At 74.0% G+C, this 15,412-nt stretch carries 16 protein-coding genes; 11 read left to right on the top strand and 5 right to left on the bottom strand.

What is annotated here, in order from left to right:
• Positions 1-213: 213 nt before the first annotated feature.
• The 5 genes from argC (at position 214) to QC029_RS28910 (ending at position 5,252) form a co-directional block, all read left to right on the top strand.
• Positions 214-1,242 (top strand): N-acetyl-gamma-glutamyl-phosphate reductase, encoded by a 1,029-nt coding sequence (gene argC / locus QC029_RS28930; RefSeq protein WP_279558793.1) that lies wholly within the window; start codon positions 214-216, stop codon positions 1,240-1,242.
• A gap of 180 nt (positions 1,243-1,422) precedes the next feature.
• Positions 1,423-2,574: a bifunctional glutamate N-acetyltransferase/amino-acid acetyltransferase ArgJ gene (gene argJ / locus QC029_RS28925; protein ID WP_279558792.1), complete on the top strand. Its 1,152-nt coding sequence runs from the start codon at positions 1,423-1,425 to the stop codon at positions 2,572-2,574.
• Positions 2,571-3,479, top strand: coding sequence for an acetylglutamate kinase (gene argB / locus QC029_RS28920; RefSeq protein ID WP_279558791.1), 909 nt, complete (start codon positions 2,571-2,573; stop codon positions 3,477-3,479). Before argJ ends, argB begins: the two co-directional genes overlap by 4 nt.
• The gene (locus tag QC029_RS28915; RefSeq protein ID WP_279558790.1) at positions 3,476-4,693 is read left to right on the top strand and encodes an acetylornithine transaminase; all 1,218 of its coding nucleotides are present in this window, start codon (positions 3,476-3,478) and stop codon (positions 4,691-4,693) included. The genes argB and QC029_RS28915 overlap by 4 nt, the downstream gene beginning before the upstream one ends.
• A 19-nt stretch (positions 4,694-4,712) precedes the next feature.
• Entirely contained in the window at positions 4,713-5,252 is a 540-nt protein-coding gene (locus QC029_RS28910; protein ID WP_279558789.1) for an arginine repressor, read from the top strand.
• Between the two features lie 48 nt (positions 5,253-5,300).
• Here QC029_RS28910 and QC029_RS28905 read toward each other — a convergent pair whose 3' ends face one another.
• The 3 genes from QC029_RS28905 to QC029_RS28895 form a co-directional block, all read right to left on the bottom strand.
• Positions 5,301-5,867: a GNAT family N-acetyltransferase gene (locus tag QC029_RS28905; protein WP_279558788.1), complete on the bottom strand. Its 567-nt coding sequence runs from the start codon at positions 5,865-5,867 to the stop codon at positions 5,301-5,303.
• A gap of 173 nt (positions 5,868-6,040) precedes the next feature.
• Entirely contained in the window at positions 6,041-6,550 is a 510-nt protein-coding gene (locus QC029_RS28900) for a GNAT family N-acetyltransferase (RefSeq protein WP_279558794.1), read from the bottom strand.
• A gap of 90 nt (positions 6,551-6,640) precedes the next feature.
• Positions 6,641-7,228, bottom strand: a complete 588-nt coding sequence (locus QC029_RS28895) for a pyridoxamine 5'-phosphate oxidase family protein (protein WP_279558787.1) — start codon at positions 7,226-7,228, stop codon at positions 6,641-6,643.
• 281 nt (positions 7,229-7,509) lie between these two features.
• On the opposite strand from QC029_RS28895, the gene QC029_RS28890 reads away from it, so the two are divergent.
• Together QC029_RS28890 and argH are read left to right on the top strand one after the other, a co-directional pair.
• The gene (locus tag QC029_RS28890; protein WP_279558786.1) at positions 7,510-8,706 is read left to right on the top strand and encodes an argininosuccinate synthase; all 1,197 of its coding nucleotides are present in this window, start codon (positions 7,510-7,512) and stop codon (positions 8,704-8,706) included.
• Between the two features lie 179 nt (positions 8,707-8,885).
• On the top strand, positions 8,886-10,352 hold the full coding sequence (gene argH, locus QC029_RS28885; protein ID WP_279558785.1) for an argininosuccinate lyase: 1,467 nt from the start codon (positions 8,886-8,888) through the stop codon (positions 10,350-10,352).
• Positions 10,353-10,393: 41 nt separating this feature from the next.
• Here the strand turns inward: argH and QC029_RS28880 are convergent, their stop codons facing one another.
• Entirely contained in the window at positions 10,394-11,092 is a 699-nt protein-coding gene (locus QC029_RS28880; protein ID WP_279558784.1) for a carbonic anhydrase, read from the bottom strand.
• A gap of 225 nt (positions 11,093-11,317) precedes the next feature.
• Between QC029_RS28880 and QC029_RS28875 the strand changes: the two genes are divergently transcribed.
• Positions 11,318-11,896, top strand: coding sequence for a hypothetical protein (locus QC029_RS28875; protein ID WP_279558783.1), 579 nt, complete (start codon positions 11,318-11,320; stop codon positions 11,894-11,896).
• 105 nt (positions 11,897-12,001) lie between these two features.
• Here QC029_RS28875 and QC029_RS28870 read toward each other — a convergent pair whose 3' ends face one another.
• Positions 12,002-12,682, bottom strand: coding sequence for a 1-acyl-sn-glycerol-3-phosphate acyltransferase (locus QC029_RS28870; RefSeq protein WP_279558782.1), 681 nt, complete (start codon positions 12,680-12,682; stop codon positions 12,002-12,004).
• A 248-nt stretch (positions 12,683-12,930) separates the two neighbouring features.
• On the opposite strand from QC029_RS28870, the gene QC029_RS28865 reads away from it, so the two are divergent.
• The 3 genes from QC029_RS28865 (at position 12,931) to QC029_RS28855 (ending at position 15,365) form a co-directional block, all read left to right on the top strand.
• Positions 12,931-14,082 carry a glycerophosphodiester phosphodiesterase gene (locus QC029_RS28865; protein WP_279558781.1) on the top strand — a complete coding sequence of 384 codons (1,152 nt, stop codon included), beginning with the start codon at positions 12,931-12,933 and terminating at the stop codon, positions 14,080-14,082.
• Between the two features lie 98 nt (positions 14,083-14,180).
• Complete coding sequence (locus QC029_RS28860) at positions 14,181-14,744, top strand: sigma-70 family RNA polymerase sigma factor (RefSeq protein WP_279558780.1); 564 nt, start codon at positions 14,181-14,183, stop codon at positions 14,742-14,744.
• A gap of 93 nt (positions 14,745-14,837) precedes the next feature.
• Positions 14,838-15,365, top strand: coding sequence for a GNAT family N-acetyltransferase (locus tag QC029_RS28855; RefSeq protein ID WP_279558779.1), 528 nt, complete (start codon positions 14,838-14,840; stop codon positions 15,363-15,365).
• Positions 15,366-15,412: the final 47 nt, after the last annotated feature.

The following is a 15,412-nucleotide window of genomic DNA, read 5'->3' as shown; positions in this document are numbered from 1 at the left end:
TCCGCCCGTCACCGGTGAGCCGGCGGACCGGGACCGGACGGCGGGCCGGACGTCTTTCCGGCTTCCGGCACGGCCGCACGGGACGGCGGGCGGGGTGCGGGGGGCGTCCCGCGACCGTGCGCCCCGCCCCGCGGCCCTCCGCGCCGCCGCAGAACTCCATTGCATAAAACTGCCGAGCTACGTATAGTCATGCTGTCGACGAGGAGGGAATCGATGGCGGTGCGAGCGGCAGTGGCGGGAGCGAGCGGCTACGCGGGGGGCGAGATCCTGCGCCTGCTGGCCGGACACCCCGAGGTCGAGATCGGGGCGCTGACGGGCAACTCCAACGCCGGGCAGCGGCTGGGCGCGCTCCAGCCGCACCTGCAGCCCCTGGCCGAGCGCGTCCTGGAGGTCACCACGGCGGAGGCGCTGACCGGCCACGACGTGGTCTTCCTCGCCCTGCCGCACGGCCAGTCCGCGGCCGTCGCCGAGCAGCTCGGCGACGAGGTGCTGGTCGTCGACTGCGGCGCCGACTTCCGCCTGAGGGACTCGGGGGACTGGGAGCGCTTCTACGGCACGCCGCACGCCGGCACCTGGCCGTACGGCCTCCCCGAGCTGCCGGGGGCACGCGACGCGCTGACGGGGTCCCGGCGCATCGCGGTCCCCGGCTGCTATCCGACGGCCGTGACGCTCGCGCTCTTCCCGGCGTTCGCGGCCTCGCTGGCCGAGCCCGACGTGGTGGTGGTCGCCGCCACCGGCACCTCGGGCGCGGGCAAGGCGCCCAAGCCCCACCTGCTGGGCAGCGAGGTGATGGGCTCGATGAGCCCCTACGGCGTCGGCGGCGTCCACCGGCACACCCCGGAGATGGCCCAGAACCTCTCGGCCGTCGCGGACGAGCCGGTCACCGTCTCCTTCACCCCGACCCTCGCCCCGATGTCCCGGGGGATCCTGGCCACCTGCACCGCCAAGGCCCGGCCCGGCCTGACCGCCGGCCGGCTGCGCGAGGCGTACGACAAGGCGCTGGCCGCCGAGCCGTTCGTCCACCTGCTGCCCGAGGGGCAGTGGCCGTCGACCGCCGCCGTGTACGGCTCCAACGCCGCGCTGGTCCAGGTCGCGTACGACGAGGCGGCGGACCGCGTCGTCGCCGTCAGCGCCATCGACAACCTGACCAAGGGCACCGCGGGCGGCGCGGTGCAGAGCATGAACATCGCCCTCGGCATCCCCGAGGAGACCGGGCTCCCCGTCACCGGGGTCGCCCCGTGAGCGGCGCACGCGCGGCTGCCGGTCCGCTGATGACGACGATGCCCGTGCCTTGTTGCCGCGCGGGCGGAGAAGAGAACGGAGAGACGCCGTGAGCGGCGCACGCGCGGCTGCCGGTCCGCTGATGACGACGATGCCTGCGCCTTGTTGCCGCGCGGGCGGAGAAGAGAACGGAGAGACGCTGTGAGCGTGACCGCGGCGAAGGGATTCACGGCGGCGGGCATCGCCGCCGGGATCAAGGAGAACGGCAACCCCGACCTGGCCCTGGTCGTCAACACCGGGCCCCGCCTGGCCGCCGCCGGCGTGTTCACCTCGAACCGCGTCAAGGCCGCCCCCGTGCTCTGGTCCGAGCAGGTCCTCAGGGGCGGGCAGGTCTCGGCGGTCGTCCTCAACTCCGGCGGCGCCAACGCCTGCACCGGGCCGCTCGGCTTCCAGGACACCCACGCCACCGCCGAGAAGGCCGCCGAGGTCCTCGGCCACAGCGCCGGCGAGGTGGCCGTCTGCTCCACCGGCCTCATCGGCCTCCGGCTGCCGATGGACAGGCTGCTGCCGGGCATCGAGGCCGCGGCCAAGGAGCTCTCCCCGCACGGCGGGGACAGGGCCGCCATCGCCATCAAGACCACCGACACCGTGCACAAGACCGCCGTCGCCGAGGGCGAGGGCTGGGTCGTGGGCGGCATGGCCAAGGGCGCGGGCATGCTCGCCCCCGGACTGGCCACCATGCTCGTCGTCCTCACCACCGACGCCGACGTGGACGCCCCCGGCCTGGACACGGCCCTGCGCGAGGCGACCCGCACCACCTTCGACCGCGTCGACTCCGACGGCTGCATGTCCACCAACGACACCGTGCTGCTGCTGGCCTCCGGGGCCTCGGGGATCACCCCGGAGGCGGGGGAGTTCGCCGAGGCCGTGCGGACCGTCTGCGACGACCTGGCCCAGCAGCTCGTCCGGGACGCCGAGGGCGCCTCCAAGGACATCCGCATCGAGGTCGTGAACGCGGCGAGCGAGGACGACGCCGTCGAGGTCGGCCGCTCCATCGCCCGCAACAACCTCCTCAAGTGCGCCGTCCACGGCGAGGACCCCAACTGGGGCCGGGTGCTCTCCGCCATCGGCACCACCTCCGCGGTCTTCGAGCCCGACCGCCTGAACGTCGCCATCAACGGCGTGTGGGTCTGCCGCAACGGGTCGGTCGGCGAGGACCGCGAGCTGGTGGACATGCGCTACCGCGAGGTCCGCATCACCGCCGACCTGGCCGCGGGCGCCGAGTCCGCCGTCGTCTGGACCAACGACCTCACCGCCGACTACGTCCACGAGAACAGCGCTTACTCCTCATGAGCACACGTAGGCACACCGCCCTGCCCAAGGCCCAGATCCTCATCGAGGCCCTGCCCTGGCTGACCCGCCACCACGGCAGGACCGTCGTCATCAAGTTCGGCGGCAACGCCATGGTCGACGAGGACCTCAAGGCCGCCTTCGCCCAGGACGTGGTCTTCCTGCGGCACGCGGGCCTCAAGCCGGTCGTCGTCCACGGCGGCGGCCCGCAGATCAGCGCCCACCTGGACAGGCTGGGCCTGGCCAGCGAGTTCAAGGCCGGGCTGCGGGTCACCACCGACGAGGCGATGGACGTCGTACGGATGGTGCTGGCCGGCCAGGTGCAGCGCGAGCTGGTCGGCCTGCTCAACCGGCACGGCCCCCTGGCCGTCGGCATGACCGGCGAGGACGCGCACACCCTGACCGCCACCAAGCGCTACGCGCACATCGACGGCGAGCGGGTGGACATCGGCCGGGTCGGCGAGATCACCGAGGTCGACGCGGGCGCCGTCCAGGCGCTGCTCGACGACGGCCGCATCCCGGTGATCTCCTCCATCGCCCGCAGCGCCGACGACGGCGGCGCGAACGGGGTCTACAACATCAACGCCGACACCGCCGCCGCGGCCCTCGCCGCCGCCCTGGGCGCCGAGACGCTGATGGTCCTCACCGACGTCGAGGGGCTCTACGAGGACTGGCCCAACAGCGACGACGTGATCAGCCGCCTGACCGCGAGCGAGCTGGAGAAGCTGCTGCCGGACCTGGCCAGCGGCATGGTGCCCAAGATGGAGGGCTGCCTCCACGCCGTGCGCAACGGCGTCAACACCGCCCGCGTCATCGACGGACGCGTCCAGCACTCCATCCTGCTGGAGATCTTCACCGACGAGGGAATCGGAACCATGGTCGTGCCGGACGAGGAGGAGCGGGCATGAGCGGCACCAGCGGCACCGATCCGGTCGACGCGTCCCGCAACGCCGACCTCACCCGGCGCTGGCGGGGCGCGCTGATGGACAACTACGGCACCCCGCGCGTCCCGATCACCCACGGCGAGGGCGCCCGGCTGTGGGACGCCGACGGCAAGGAGTACCTGGACTTCGTCGGCGGCATCGCCGTCAACTCGCTCGGCACCGGCCACCCGGCGGTCGTCCGCGCCGTCTCCGACCAGATCGCCACCCTCGGCCACGTCTCCAACCTCTTCATCGCCGAACCCCCGGTCGCCCTGGCCGAGCGGCTGCTCCAGCTCTTCGGCCGGCCCGGACGCGTCTACTTCTCCAACTCCGGCGCGGAGGCCGTCGAGGCCGCCTTCAAGATCGGCCGCAGGACCGGCCGCCGGCACATGGTCGCCACCGCCGGCGGCTTCCACGGCCGCACCATGGGCGCCCTCGCGCTGACCGGGCAGCCCGCCAAGCGCGACCCCTTCCTGCCGCTGCCCGGCGAGGTCACCCACGTCCCCTACGGCGACGCCGACGCGCTGCGGGCGGCCGTCACCGAGGAGACGGCCCTGGTGATCGTCGAGCCGATCCAAGGGGAGAACGGCGTCACCGTCCCGCCCGAGGGCTACCTGGCCGCCGCCCGCGAGATCACCGCCGCCACCGGCACCCTGCTGGTGCTCGACGAGGTCCAGACGGGCATCGGGCGCACCGGCCACTGGTTCGCCTGCCAGGCGCAGGGGGTGCGGCCCGACGTCGTCACCCTCGCCAAGGGACTGGGCGCCGGGCTGCCCATCGGCGCCACGGTCGCCTTCGACGAGGCGGCGGCGCTGCTGGAGCCGGGCCACCACGGCTCCACCTTCGGCGGCAACCCGGTCTCCTGCGCGGCGGCGCTCGCCGTCCTGGACACCATCGCCTCCGAGGGCCTCCTGGACCACGTCAAGCGGGTCGGCGGCCGGCTGCGCGACGCCGTCTGGGCGCTGGGACACCCGCTGGTCGACCAGGTCCGCGGCGCCGGACTGCTGCTCGGTATCGTACTGACCGAACCCGTCGCACCCCAGGTGCAGAAGGCTGCCCAGGAGGCGGGTTTCCTGGTGAACGCGGCCCTTCCGGACGTCGTCCGGCTCGCCCCGCCGCTGATCATCAGCGAGGCCGAGGTGGACGCGCTGGTCCGCTCGCTCCCCGCCGTCCTCGACACCGTTGACGGGACCCGATGAGCCGGAGACTGACGAGACGATGACCGAGGCGCAGGGCAGCAACCACGGGGGGCCGGCCGTACCCCACACGCGTACGGCACGGCACCGCCGGATCGTGGAGATCCTGAACCGCGAGCCGGTCCGCTCCCAGAGCCAGCTCGCCAAGCTCCTCGCCGACGACGGGCTGAGCGTCACCCAGGCGACGCTCAGCCGGGACCTCGACGAACTGGGCGCGGTGAAGATCCGCAACACCGGGGGCGAACTGATCTACGCCGTCCCCGGCGAGGGCGGCGACCGCACGCCCCGGGCTCCGCTGGGGGAGTCCGCGAGCGAGGCGAGGATGGCGCGGCTGGCGGGCGAACTGCTCATCTCCGCCGAGGCGTCGGCCAATCTGGTGGTGCTGCGCACCCCGCCCGGCGCGGCCCAGTTCCTCGCCTCGGCCATCGACCAGGCGGAGGTGCACGACATCATCGGGACCATCGCGGGCGACGACACCCTGCTGCTGATCAGCCGCCACCCCACCGGCGGCCAGGCCCTGGCCGACCACCTGCTGCGGCTGGCGCAGAAGAACGCCCACTAGCCCCACCGGGGAGGAGGGGGCCCGCGCCGCTCCCGTCGGCCGTCCCGGTCAGCCGCGCGCGTCCCGCCCGGCCCCGGCCCTCCACTCGTCCGCCAGCAGCGCCCACACCTGGAGGTCGTGGCGGCGGCCGCCCATGGAGAACACGCTGCGCAGGGTGCCCTCGTACGTCATGCCCAGCCGTTCGGCCACCGCGATGCTGGGGCCGTTGTCGGGGGAGACCAGCCACTCCACCCGCTCCAGGCCGCGTACGCCGACCGCCCAGTCGATCATGCGGCGGGCGGCGGTGGTGACCAGCCCGCGGCCTTGCGCCCCGGGCGCCAGCCAGGCGCCCAGCTCGCAGGAGCCCTCGGACGGGCTGAACAGCCGGAAGAGCATGCCGCCCACCAGCTCGCCGTCGAGCCGGATGCCGTAGATCCGGCCCTCGTCGGCGGCCTGCCGGTCGGCGTAGCGCTGGAGGAAGGCCCGGGCCGACTCGGTGTCGGTGACGGCGTGCGCCCACGGCAGCCAGGGCGTCAGGTGGTCGCGCACCCGGTCGGTGTACGCGGCCAGCTCCGCGGCCTGCCACGGCTCCAGCGGGTGCAGTTCGGCGCCGTCGCCGAGAGGGGTGCTGAGCATGGGGTCTCCTCGGAAGGTCGCTCGCCGGTGGTCGCGGGGTCGCGGTGGGCCCGCCGGTCTCGGTGACCGCCATGATCGAACCCGTCGCCACGCTAGCGGCGCCCGCCGCGCGGAACCACCCGGCGGCCGGCGGGGCCGGGCGCGCGGCCGCCCGGCCCCCGCCGCCCGCCGGTTCAGAGCGGTTTCTTGTGGAAGAGCGTCGTGGGCCGCAGCACGCCCTCGGTGTCGGCGGCGTAGTCCGGGATGGTGCCGGCCTCGGTCCACCCGGCCGAGCGGTACAGGCGCTCGGCCGGGCTGCCGGTCTGGGTGTCCAGGACCAGCAGGGAGATCCCCGAGGCCGCCGCCTCCCGTTCGGCCGTCTCCAGCAGCCGCCGGCCGAGCCCCCGGCCCCGGGCGTCCCGGTGCACGATGAGCTTGGCGACCTCGGCGCGGTGGCGGCCGTTGGGCATGCCGCCGAACCGGAGCTGCACGGTCCCCAGGATCCGGTCGCCGTCCCGGGCGGCCCACACCGCGGTCCGGCCCCCGGCCACCTCGGGCGCCAGGCCCTCCCACCAGGCCGCGGCCTCGGCCGGGTCGAGCGGGGCGAGGAAGCCGATCGAGGAGCCGCCCTCGACGGCGTCGCAGACCAGGTCGGCCAGGCTCCGGCCGGCGGCGAGGAGTCCTGCGGCCGACAGACGGGTGATCGTCGGCACGGCGCTGTTGATGTGTTCGGTTCGCACCGCCCGATGGAACCCCCTCCCCGGGCGCTCCCGCAAGGACGTTCCGTCAGACGGTCACACGGGGGTGGGCGGCAGGGGCAGCGGCAGGCCGGGGAGGCCGTCGATGCTGGTGGCGACGTGCTCCTTCCGGTGGAAGTAGGCGTCGAGCGACTCGTCCGTCTCGCGCTCGAAGCGCGAGCCGTGCAGCGGGCGGTCGCCCTCGTAGGTCATCAGGGGCACGGCGTAGCCGCAGGTGTCGCGGATCAGCTCGGCGGTGACGACGATGATCGCGCGCAGGCCGTGCCGTGAGGGGTCGATGTCCGGGAAGCGGCCGATCAGCTCCTTCCAGCGCGGGTCGTCGCGGAAGACGGGTTCCCCCCGGCCGTGGACGCGCACGATGGTGGGCGGTCCGCAGAAGGCGCACCACATCAGGGTGATCCGGCCGTTCTCCCGCAGATGGGCGACCGTCTCGGCGTTGGAGCCGGCGAAGTCGAGGTAGGCGACGGTGCGCTCGTCGAGGACGGCGAAGGAGCCGCTCAGTCCCTTGGGGGAGAGGTTGACCGTGCCGTCGCCGGACAGCGGCGCGGTGGCGGTGAAGAAGACGGGCTGCGCCTCGATGAAGTCCCGCAGCCGTCCGTCGATGCGTTCGTATGTCTTTCCCACGGCGGCATCATCCCCCGGCGACCGCGTGCGCCGCCGCCGTTTCCGGCACGGCCCGGAGCCGGGGGCCCCGGGAGCCGGGGGCGGGCGGTTCGGGGCGCGGGCGCGCCGCGTGTACGAGGAGGCCGGCCCCGCGGACGGCTGGCGGTGGCGGAGGGGGGCGGGAACCGCTGCCGCCGGACCGCTGACCTGCTGTTTCCCCGGCCGGGAGGGCGCTCGTTGACGAACCATACGGTGGAGTGCATACTTATACCAGTCACCGCATGCATCGTAAGGAGCCCCCCGTGACCGAGCGCGTCGTACTCGCCTACTCCGGTGGCCTGGACACCTCCGTCTGCATCGGCTGGATCGCCGAGGAGACGGGCGCCGAGGTCATCGCCGTCGCCGTCGACGTCGGCCAGGGCGGAGAGGACCTGGACGTCATCCGCAAGCGCGCGCTCGCCTGCGGTGCCGTCGAGGCCGAGGTCGCCGACGCCAAGGACGAGTTCGCCGAGGAGTACTGCCTCCCCGCGATCAAGGCGAACGCGCTCTACATGGACCGCTACCCGCTGGTCTCCGCCCTCTCCCGGCCGACCATCGTCAAGCACCTGGTGGCCGCCGCCAGGAAGCACGGCGCCACCACCGTCGCCCACGGCTGCACCGGCAAGGGCAACGACCAGGTGCGGTTCGAGGCGGGCATCTCCTCCCTCGCCCCCGAGCTGAAGTGCATCGCGCCGGTCCGGGACTACGCCATGACGCGTGACAAGGCCATCGCCTTCGCCGAGGACAAGGGCCTGCCGATCGCCACCACCAAGAAGTCGCCGTACTCCATCGACCAGAACGTCTTCGGGCGGGCCGTGGAGACCGGCTTCCTGGAGGACATCTGGAACGCGCCGATCGAGGACGTCTACGACTACACCCAGAACCCGGCCACCCCGCGCGAGGCCGACGAGGTGGTCATCACCTTCGAGAAGGGCGTCCCCGTCGCCCTCGACGGCAGGCCCGTCACCGTCCTGCAGGCCATCCAGCAGCTCAACGAGCGGGCCGGGGCCCAGGGCGTCGGCCGGATCGACATGGTCGAGGACCGCCTGGTGGGGATCAAGTCCCGCGAGGTCTACGAGGCGCCGGGCGCCATCGCGCTGATCACCGCCCACCAGGAGCTGGAGAACGTCACCGTCGAGCGCGAGCTGGCCCGCTACAAGCGGCAGGTCGAGCAGCGCTGGTCCGAGCTGGTCTACGACGGCCTGTGGTTCTCCCCGCTCAAGCGGGCCCTGGACGGCTTCGTCGACGAGGCCAGCGAGCACGTCTCCGGCGACATCCGGATGACCCTGCACGGCGGCCGGGCCGTCGTCACCGGCCGGCGCTCCCAGAAGTCGCTGTACGACTTCAACCTGGCCACGTACGACACCGGCGACACCTTCGACCAGTCGATGTCCAGGGGCTTCATCGAGATCTTCGGCATGAGCAGCAAGATCGCCGCCAAGCGGGACCTCGCGCAGTAACCCGCCCCCGCGGCAGCCGCACAGCGCACACCGCCCGCCTCCTCCGCCCTGTGGTGGGGGAGGCGCGCTGGTTCCCCGGCCTCTCCCGGCTTTTCCCGCCCCGCCCCGTCCAACACGTCCAGCACGTCCAGCACGTTGAAGAACGCCCAGCCCGACCGGTACGCGCACGAGGAGCACCGATGACCAACGGCCCGCAGACCCAGCCCCCCGCCGCAGGCGGTGACGTACGGCTGTGGGGCGGCCGGTTCGCCGACGGACCGGCCGAGGCCCTGGCCGCCCTCTCGGCCTCCGTCCACTTCGACTGGCGGCTGGCGCCCTACGACATCGCCGGGTCGCGCGCCCACGCCCGGGTGCTCCACCGGGCCGGTCTGCTGACCGCCGACGAGCTGGAGAAGATGCTCGCCGGCCTCGACCGCCTGGCGGCCGACGTCGCCGACGGCACCTTCACCGGCACCGTCGCCGACGAGGACGTCCACACCGCCCTGGAGCGCGGTCTGCTGGAGCGCCTCGGTCCGGAGCTGGGCGGCAAGCTGCGCGCCGGACGCTCCCGCAACGACCAGGTCGCCACGCTGTTCCGGATGTACCTGCGCGACCACGCCCGGATCATCGGCGGGCTGCTCGCCGACCTGAACGAGGCCCTGGTCTCCCTCGCCGAGGCCCACCCCGACGTGGCGATGCCCGGCCGCACCCACCTCCAGCACGCCCAGCCGGTCCTGTTCGCCCACCACGTCCTCGCCCACGTCCAGGCGCTGTCCCGGGACGCCGAGCGGCTGCGGCAGTGGGACGAGCGCACCGCCGTCTCGCCCTACGGGTCGGGGGCGCTGGCCGGATCCTCGCTCGGCCTGGACCCGCAGGCCGTCGCCGCCGACCTCGGCTTCGAGCACGGTTCGGCCGCCAACTCCATCGACGGCACCGCCTCGCGCGACTTCGCCGCCGAGTTCGCCTTCATCACCGCCATGATCGGCGTGGACCTCTCCCGGATCGCCGAGGAGGTCATCATCTGGAACACGAAGGAGTTCTCCTTCGTCACCCTCCACGACGCCTTCTCCACCGGTTCGTCGATCATGCCGCAGAAGAAGAACCCGGACATCGCCGAGCTGGCGCGCGGCAAGTCCGGCCGGCTCATCGGCAACCTCACCGGACTGCTGGCCACCCTCAAGGCGCTGCCGCTGGCGTACAACCGCGACCTGCAGGAGGACAAGGAGCCGGTCTTCGACTCCTGCGACCAACTGGAGATCCTCCTCCCGGCGTTCACCGGGATGATGGCCACCCTCACCGTCAACCGCGAGCGGATGGCCGAACTGGCCCCGGCCGGCTTCTCCCTGGCCACCGACGTCGCCGAGTGGCTGGTGAAGCGGGGCGTGCCGTTCCGGGACGCGCACGAGATCGCGGGGGAGTGCGTCAAGGTCTGCGAGGCCGCCGGGATCGAGCTGGACGAGCTGACCGACGAGCGGTTCGCGGAGATCTCCCCGCACCTGACCCCCGAGGTCCGCACCGTGCTGAGCGTGCCCGGCGCCCTGGCCGCGCGCGACGGGCGCGGCGGGACCGCGCCCTCGGCCGTCGCCGTCCAGCTCGCCGAGGTCAAGGAGGACCTGGCCCGGCAGCGGGCGTGGGCCGAGGAGGCCCGCCAGGACACCGCGGGCTGACCCCGCCGGGGATCGGGGACCAGAGGGCGGGGGCCGGAAGGTCAGGGGGCGCCGGGGAACTCCACCACGCCGGAGTCCGGCCGGCAGTGGGCCCCGACCACCTCCAGGTCGCCCCGCCGCAGCAGCGGCAGCAGGACCGGGTCGTCGCGCAGCCGTGCGACGACCCGGTCCGTCTGCGCGCGGACGGTGTTCTCCACCGCGTCGCCCGGCGCCTCCGCGCCGTCCCGGCAGGCCGCCGCCAACCGGGCGGCGGCGACGGCCAGATGGGCCGGCGGCCGGGTGCCCGCCGTACGGGACTCCAGCGCCGCGGCCACCGCACCGCAGCGCTCGTGGCCCAGCACGACCACCAGCGGTACGCCCAGCTCCACCGGTCCGTACTCGACGCTGCCCTCGACCGTCGCGTCCAGGGTGTGCGCGGCGGTGCGGATCACCAGCAGCGCGCCGGGCTCCTGGCCGAACAGCGCCTCCGGCGGCACCGGGCAGTCCACGCAGGCCAGGACGGCGGCGATCGGGCGGCGGGCGGCGGAGCGCCCGCCGCCCGCTCCCCCCGCGTTCCCCGCCCCCCGTCCGGACCGGCGGCCGTTGCCCTCGCGCAGCAGCCGCAGCGCCTCGGCGGGGGTGAGCCGCGGTTCCTCCCCCGTCCCTCCCCCGCCGTCCGGCGGGACGTTCCGCGGGGCGCCGCCGAGCAGGCGGACGGCCCCGCGCAGGGTCCAGCGGTGGTTCATCGGCGAGCGCGGCACGTGTTCCTCCAGGTTCCGTCACGGTCCTGGGGAGCATCGACCGCTCCGCGCCGGGGCATGCCGCCGGGAGGGGTGAACCCGGAGGCGCCGGGCAGGACGCGGTCACCCGCGGGAGTGGGTGCTCCCCTGGACATCCGTTCGCGGGGCCGCGAGCCTGGGCGCACCCGTCGGCGGAAGCGACGAGGGGGGACGACGGAAGGGGAGGACGGGATGGGGGAGTCCGGGGTGACGGGCAGACCGGACTGGTTCTTCGGCACGGGCGCGACACCGGTGGAGAAGGGTCTGGCCCACGCCGCGGCGGCGGCCGGGTGCGCCGTCCTCGCGGTGTACGGCCGGGACGAGGGCTGGGCCTGGTGGCAGTGGCTGCTGGGCCTGCTGCTCGTGTGGGACCTGGCGGGCGGTGTGGTCGCCAACGGGCTGGACACGGCCAAGCGCTTCTACCACTCGCCGCCGCCCCCGGGAACGGGGGCCGCGGGGCGCTTCCTGCACCATCCGGTGGGCTTCACCGCCGCGCACGTCCAGCCGGTCGCCGCCGGCCTCGCCTTCGACGGCGGGTCCTGGTGGTGGGGACCCCTGTGGTACCTCTGGGCGCTGGCCGGCTCCGTGCTGGTGGCGCGGGTGCGCGAACCCCGGCGGCGTCCGGTGGCGCTGGGCGTCGTCGGCCTGGGCGCCATGGTCGCGCCGCTGGTCACCGCACCCGGCGGGATGGCCTGGCTGCCCGTGGTGCTGCTGCTCAAACTGGTCCTCGCGCACGGCGTCCCCGAGGGAGCCGCCGCCACGCCGGCCGGGGAGCGGGGGCGCTGACGCGGATGCCGGTTCCCCCGGGTTCCGCGCCGAGGGGCCCGGGAACGCGACGGATGCCCGGTGCCGCCGTGGGCGGTGCCGGGCATCCGGTGGACCGGGCGGGGCTCAGGCCGCCTTGGCCTTGGTGGCGTACATGTCCACGTACTCCTGGCCCGACAGCCGCATCACGTGGCTCATCACCTCGTCCGTCACGGCCCGCAGCACGTAGCGGTCGCGGTCCATGCCGTCGTAGCGCGAGAAGTCCAGCGGCTCGCCGAAGCGGACGGCGATCCGGCGGTCCCGCCCGATCCGGGGCAGGCCGCTGCCGCCCGGCTGCACGCGGTCGGTGCCGATCATCGCGAACGGGACCACCGGCGCGCCGGTCATCAGCGTCAGCCGGGCGATGCCGGTGCGGCCCCGGTACAGGCGGCCGTCGGGGGAGCGGGTGCCCTCCGGGTAGATGCCGAAGACGTTGCCCTCCTCCAGCACCCGGCGGCCGGTCATCAGCGCCGCGACGCCGCCGCGCCCGCCGTCGCGGTCCACGGGGATCATGCCGACGCCGGTGAAGAACCACGCCATCAGACGGCCCTTGAGGCTCCTGCCGGTGACGTACTCGTCCTTGCCGATGAAGAAGACCTGCCGGTCGACGACGATCGGGAGGATCATCGAGTCGATGAACGTCAGGTGGTTGCCGGCCAGGATCACCGGGCCGCTGCCGGGAATCCGCTCCGCTCCCTCGACCTGCGGACGGAACAGCACGCGCAGGAGCGGGCCGAGCAGCGCCTTGATGAGCAGGAAACGGGACAACGTGCCCTCCGGTCGTGACGGTTCAGCGCGCGCACCCGCGCAGGTGAGTACGGTACTCGCCGGGCTCCGGCGGGCGCGCGCCGGGTTCGTCCCACGGATACCCCGTGATGGTGCGATTTGTCAGCCGTTCACGCCATGTTTCGCACGCGGTCTCCCGGTGTGAAGCGACGCACACCTACCATGCGCGGGTTCCGTTGCTTGTCAGGTGCGGGACAGAGACAGGCGCGTAAAAGGTGAGAGGAGTCCCCATGGGACAGGCGCAGAGGCCGGACCGCAGAACCGTGCTGGGCGCGGCGGTGCTGGGCGCGGGAGCGGTGGCGCTGGGACCGGCCGCCGCCGCGGCGGCCGCCGACGGGAAGGGGAGCGGCGCGGGCCGGGGGCGCACGGCCCTGCCGACGCCCACCGTCATCGCCCACCGCGGCGCGAGCGGCTACCGGCCCGAGCACACCCTGGGTGCGTACCAACTCGCCCTCGACATGGGCGCCGACGTCATCGAGCAGGACCTCGTCCCCACCCGGGACGGCCATCTCGTCTGCCGCCACGAGAACGACATCACCGGCACCACGGACGTGGCCGACCACCCGGAGTTCGCCGACCGCAGGACCACCAAGACGGTGGACGGCACGCGGTTCACCGGCTGGTTCACCGAGGACTTCACCCTCGCCGAGCTCAAGACGCTGCGAGCCACCGAGCGCATCCCCGGAACCCGTCCGGACAACACCCTCTACGACGGCCGCTGGACGATCCCCTCCTTCGAGGACGTGCTGCGCTGGGCCGAGCGCGAGGGCCGCCGGCGCGGACGCCCGGTCTGGCTGCACGTCGAGACCAAGCACCCCAGCCACTTCCGCAAGCTGGGCCTCGGCCTGGAGGAGCGGCTGGCCGTGCTGCTGCGCCGGTACGGCCGGCACCGCGCGAACTCGCCGACGTTCCTGCAGTCCTTCGAGCCGACCAGCATGCGGCGGATGGCCTCCCTGGTGGACACCCCGCGCGTGGTGCTGCTCTCCTCGGCCTCCTCCCGCCCGTGGGACTTCACGGAGTCCGGCGACCCGCGCACCGTGGCGGACCTGGTCACGCCCGAGGGGCTGAGGTGGATCTCCGGCTTCGCCCAGGGCATCGGGCCGACGCTCGACCTGGTCATCCCCCGCACGGCGGACGGACGGCTGGGCGAGCCCACCACCCTGGTGCGCGACGCCCACGCCCGGGGCCTGCTGCTCCACCCGTACACCCTGCGCAACGAGAACCGGTTCCTGCCCGCGGACTTCCGCCGCGGCACCGACCCCGACGCGTACGGGGACGCCTTCGGCGCCCTGCGGGCGTACTTCGAGACCGGCATCGACGGCATCTTCGCCGACCAGCCCGACACCGCGCTGCTGGCCGCCGAGGACTTCCGCCGGGGCTGAGCCGCGCCCCGGACCCGCGGGCCGCGGGTGGTCACCCGTCCGGGTGGCGCACCCGCGGCCCGCGCAACCGTTCCGCCCTCCGGGCCGTCACGGCAGCCGTGACGCCGGACGATCCCCTCACCGCCCTGAGCCCCCTGCTGCCCCTGCTGGCGGCCGAGTGCGCCGCGGAGGCGGCGGGCCACGGCATCGAACCCGCCGACCTCGAACAGGCCGTGTGGCTGCGCTGGCTGGAGCACGGCCGCACCGCCGGACCGCCGCCCCGCCCGGCCCACTGGCTGCGGGCGGCCGTACGGGCGGAGGTGCGCGCCGCGCGCCGCCGGGCGCGGCGCGAGGTGGCGTACGACCCGGAGGCGGCCGGACCGGAGACGGGGAGCGCCGCCGGCCCGGGCGGCCCGGGTGGTTCCGACAGCGCCGAGAGCCGCGCCCTGCGCGCCGAGGACCGGCGGGCCCTGCGCGCGGCGGTCGGACGGCTGCCCGGCCGGTGCCCCGCCGTCCTCACCGCCCTGCTGTCCCACCGCGACCCCACCTACCCGGAAGTCGCCCGCGAGTTGGGAATCTCACAGGGGAGTCTGGGACCGATGCGTTCCCGTTGCATCGATTGCCTGCGCAGAATGCTCACGGCGGAGGTTGCGCCCCCCGAACCAGGGGGAAGGGTGCGGTAAACCACCGGCGTCATCAGGGCAGACAGTTCGGACGCGCGACCCTCATCCCACACGTGCGCCCGGACGCGACGAGACATGGGGAGACGTGCGCACATGGGAACGAGCGTGACCATCTCTGCGGCGACGGACAGCGACGCCGAGCAGATCCTCAAACTGCAGTACCTGTGCTACCAGCCCGAGGCCGCGCTGTACGGCGACTACGGCATCGAGCCGCTCACCCAGACCCTCGACGACCTGCGCGCCGAACTGGCCCGCGGCTGCGTGCTCGTGGCCCGGCTCGGCGAGGAGGTCGTCGGCTCGGTGCGCGGCAGCGTCGAGGACGACGGCACCGCCGTGATCGGCAAGCTGATCGTCCACCCCCGCATGCAGCGGCACGGCCTCGGCAGGAGGCTGCTGTCGGCGGTCGAGGAGCGGCTGGCGGAGGAGCGGTCCGCCCGGCGCTACCGGCTGTTCACCGGCCACCGCAGCGAGGGCAACATCCGCCTCTACCGCAGGCTCGGCTACACCCCCGTGGCCACCGAGCGGATCTCCTCCCGGCTGAGCATGGTGACCCTGGAGAAGGCCCCGGCGTCCCTGCTGGCGGGCGAGGACGTCTCCCGGAGGTACGCCGCCAGCGCCTGACCGGTGCCCGTAGCGCACGCGGCCGCCCCGGCGGGACCCGCCGGGGC

It is taken from the genome of Streptomyces sp. DH37 (assembly GCF_029813835.1).
Lineage (GTDB): Bacteria > Actinomycetota > Actinomycetes > Streptomycetales > Streptomycetaceae > Streptomyces.
Note: the sequence above shows the minus strand (reverse complement) of the source record. Positions and strands in the feature narration are given on the sequence as shown.

Excerpts from the sequence above, each read along its gene's own strand:
- argC (WP_279558793.1), top strand. The coding sequence starts at position 214 with ATGGCGGTGCGAGCGGCAGTGGCGGGAGCGAGCGGCTACGCGGGGGGC.
- argB (WP_279558791.1), top strand. The coding sequence starts at position 2,571 with ATGAGCACACGTAGGCACACCGCCCTGCCCAAGGCCCAGATCCTCATC.
- QC029_RS28915 (WP_279558790.1), top strand. The coding sequence starts at position 3,476 with ATGAGCGGCACCAGCGGCACCGATCCGGTCGACGCGTCCCGCAACGCC.
- QC029_RS28910 (WP_279558789.1), top strand. The coding sequence starts at position 4,713 with ATGACCGAGGCGCAGGGCAGCAACCACGGGGGGCCGGCCGTACCCCAC.
- QC029_RS28905 (WP_279558788.1), bottom strand. The coding sequence starts at position 5,867 with ATGCTCAGCACCCCTCTCGGCGACGGCGCCGAACTGCACCCGCTGGAG.
- argH (WP_279558785.1), top strand. The coding sequence starts at position 8,886 with ATGACCAACGGCCCGCAGACCCAGCCCCCCGCCGCAGGCGGTGACGTA.
- QC029_RS28865 (WP_279558781.1), top strand. The coding sequence starts at position 12,931 with ATGGGACAGGCGCAGAGGCCGGACCGCAGAACCGTGCTGGGCGCGGCG.
- QC029_RS28855 (WP_279558779.1), top strand. The coding sequence starts at position 14,838 with ATGGGAACGAGCGTGACCATCTCTGCGGCGACGGACAGCGACGCCGAG.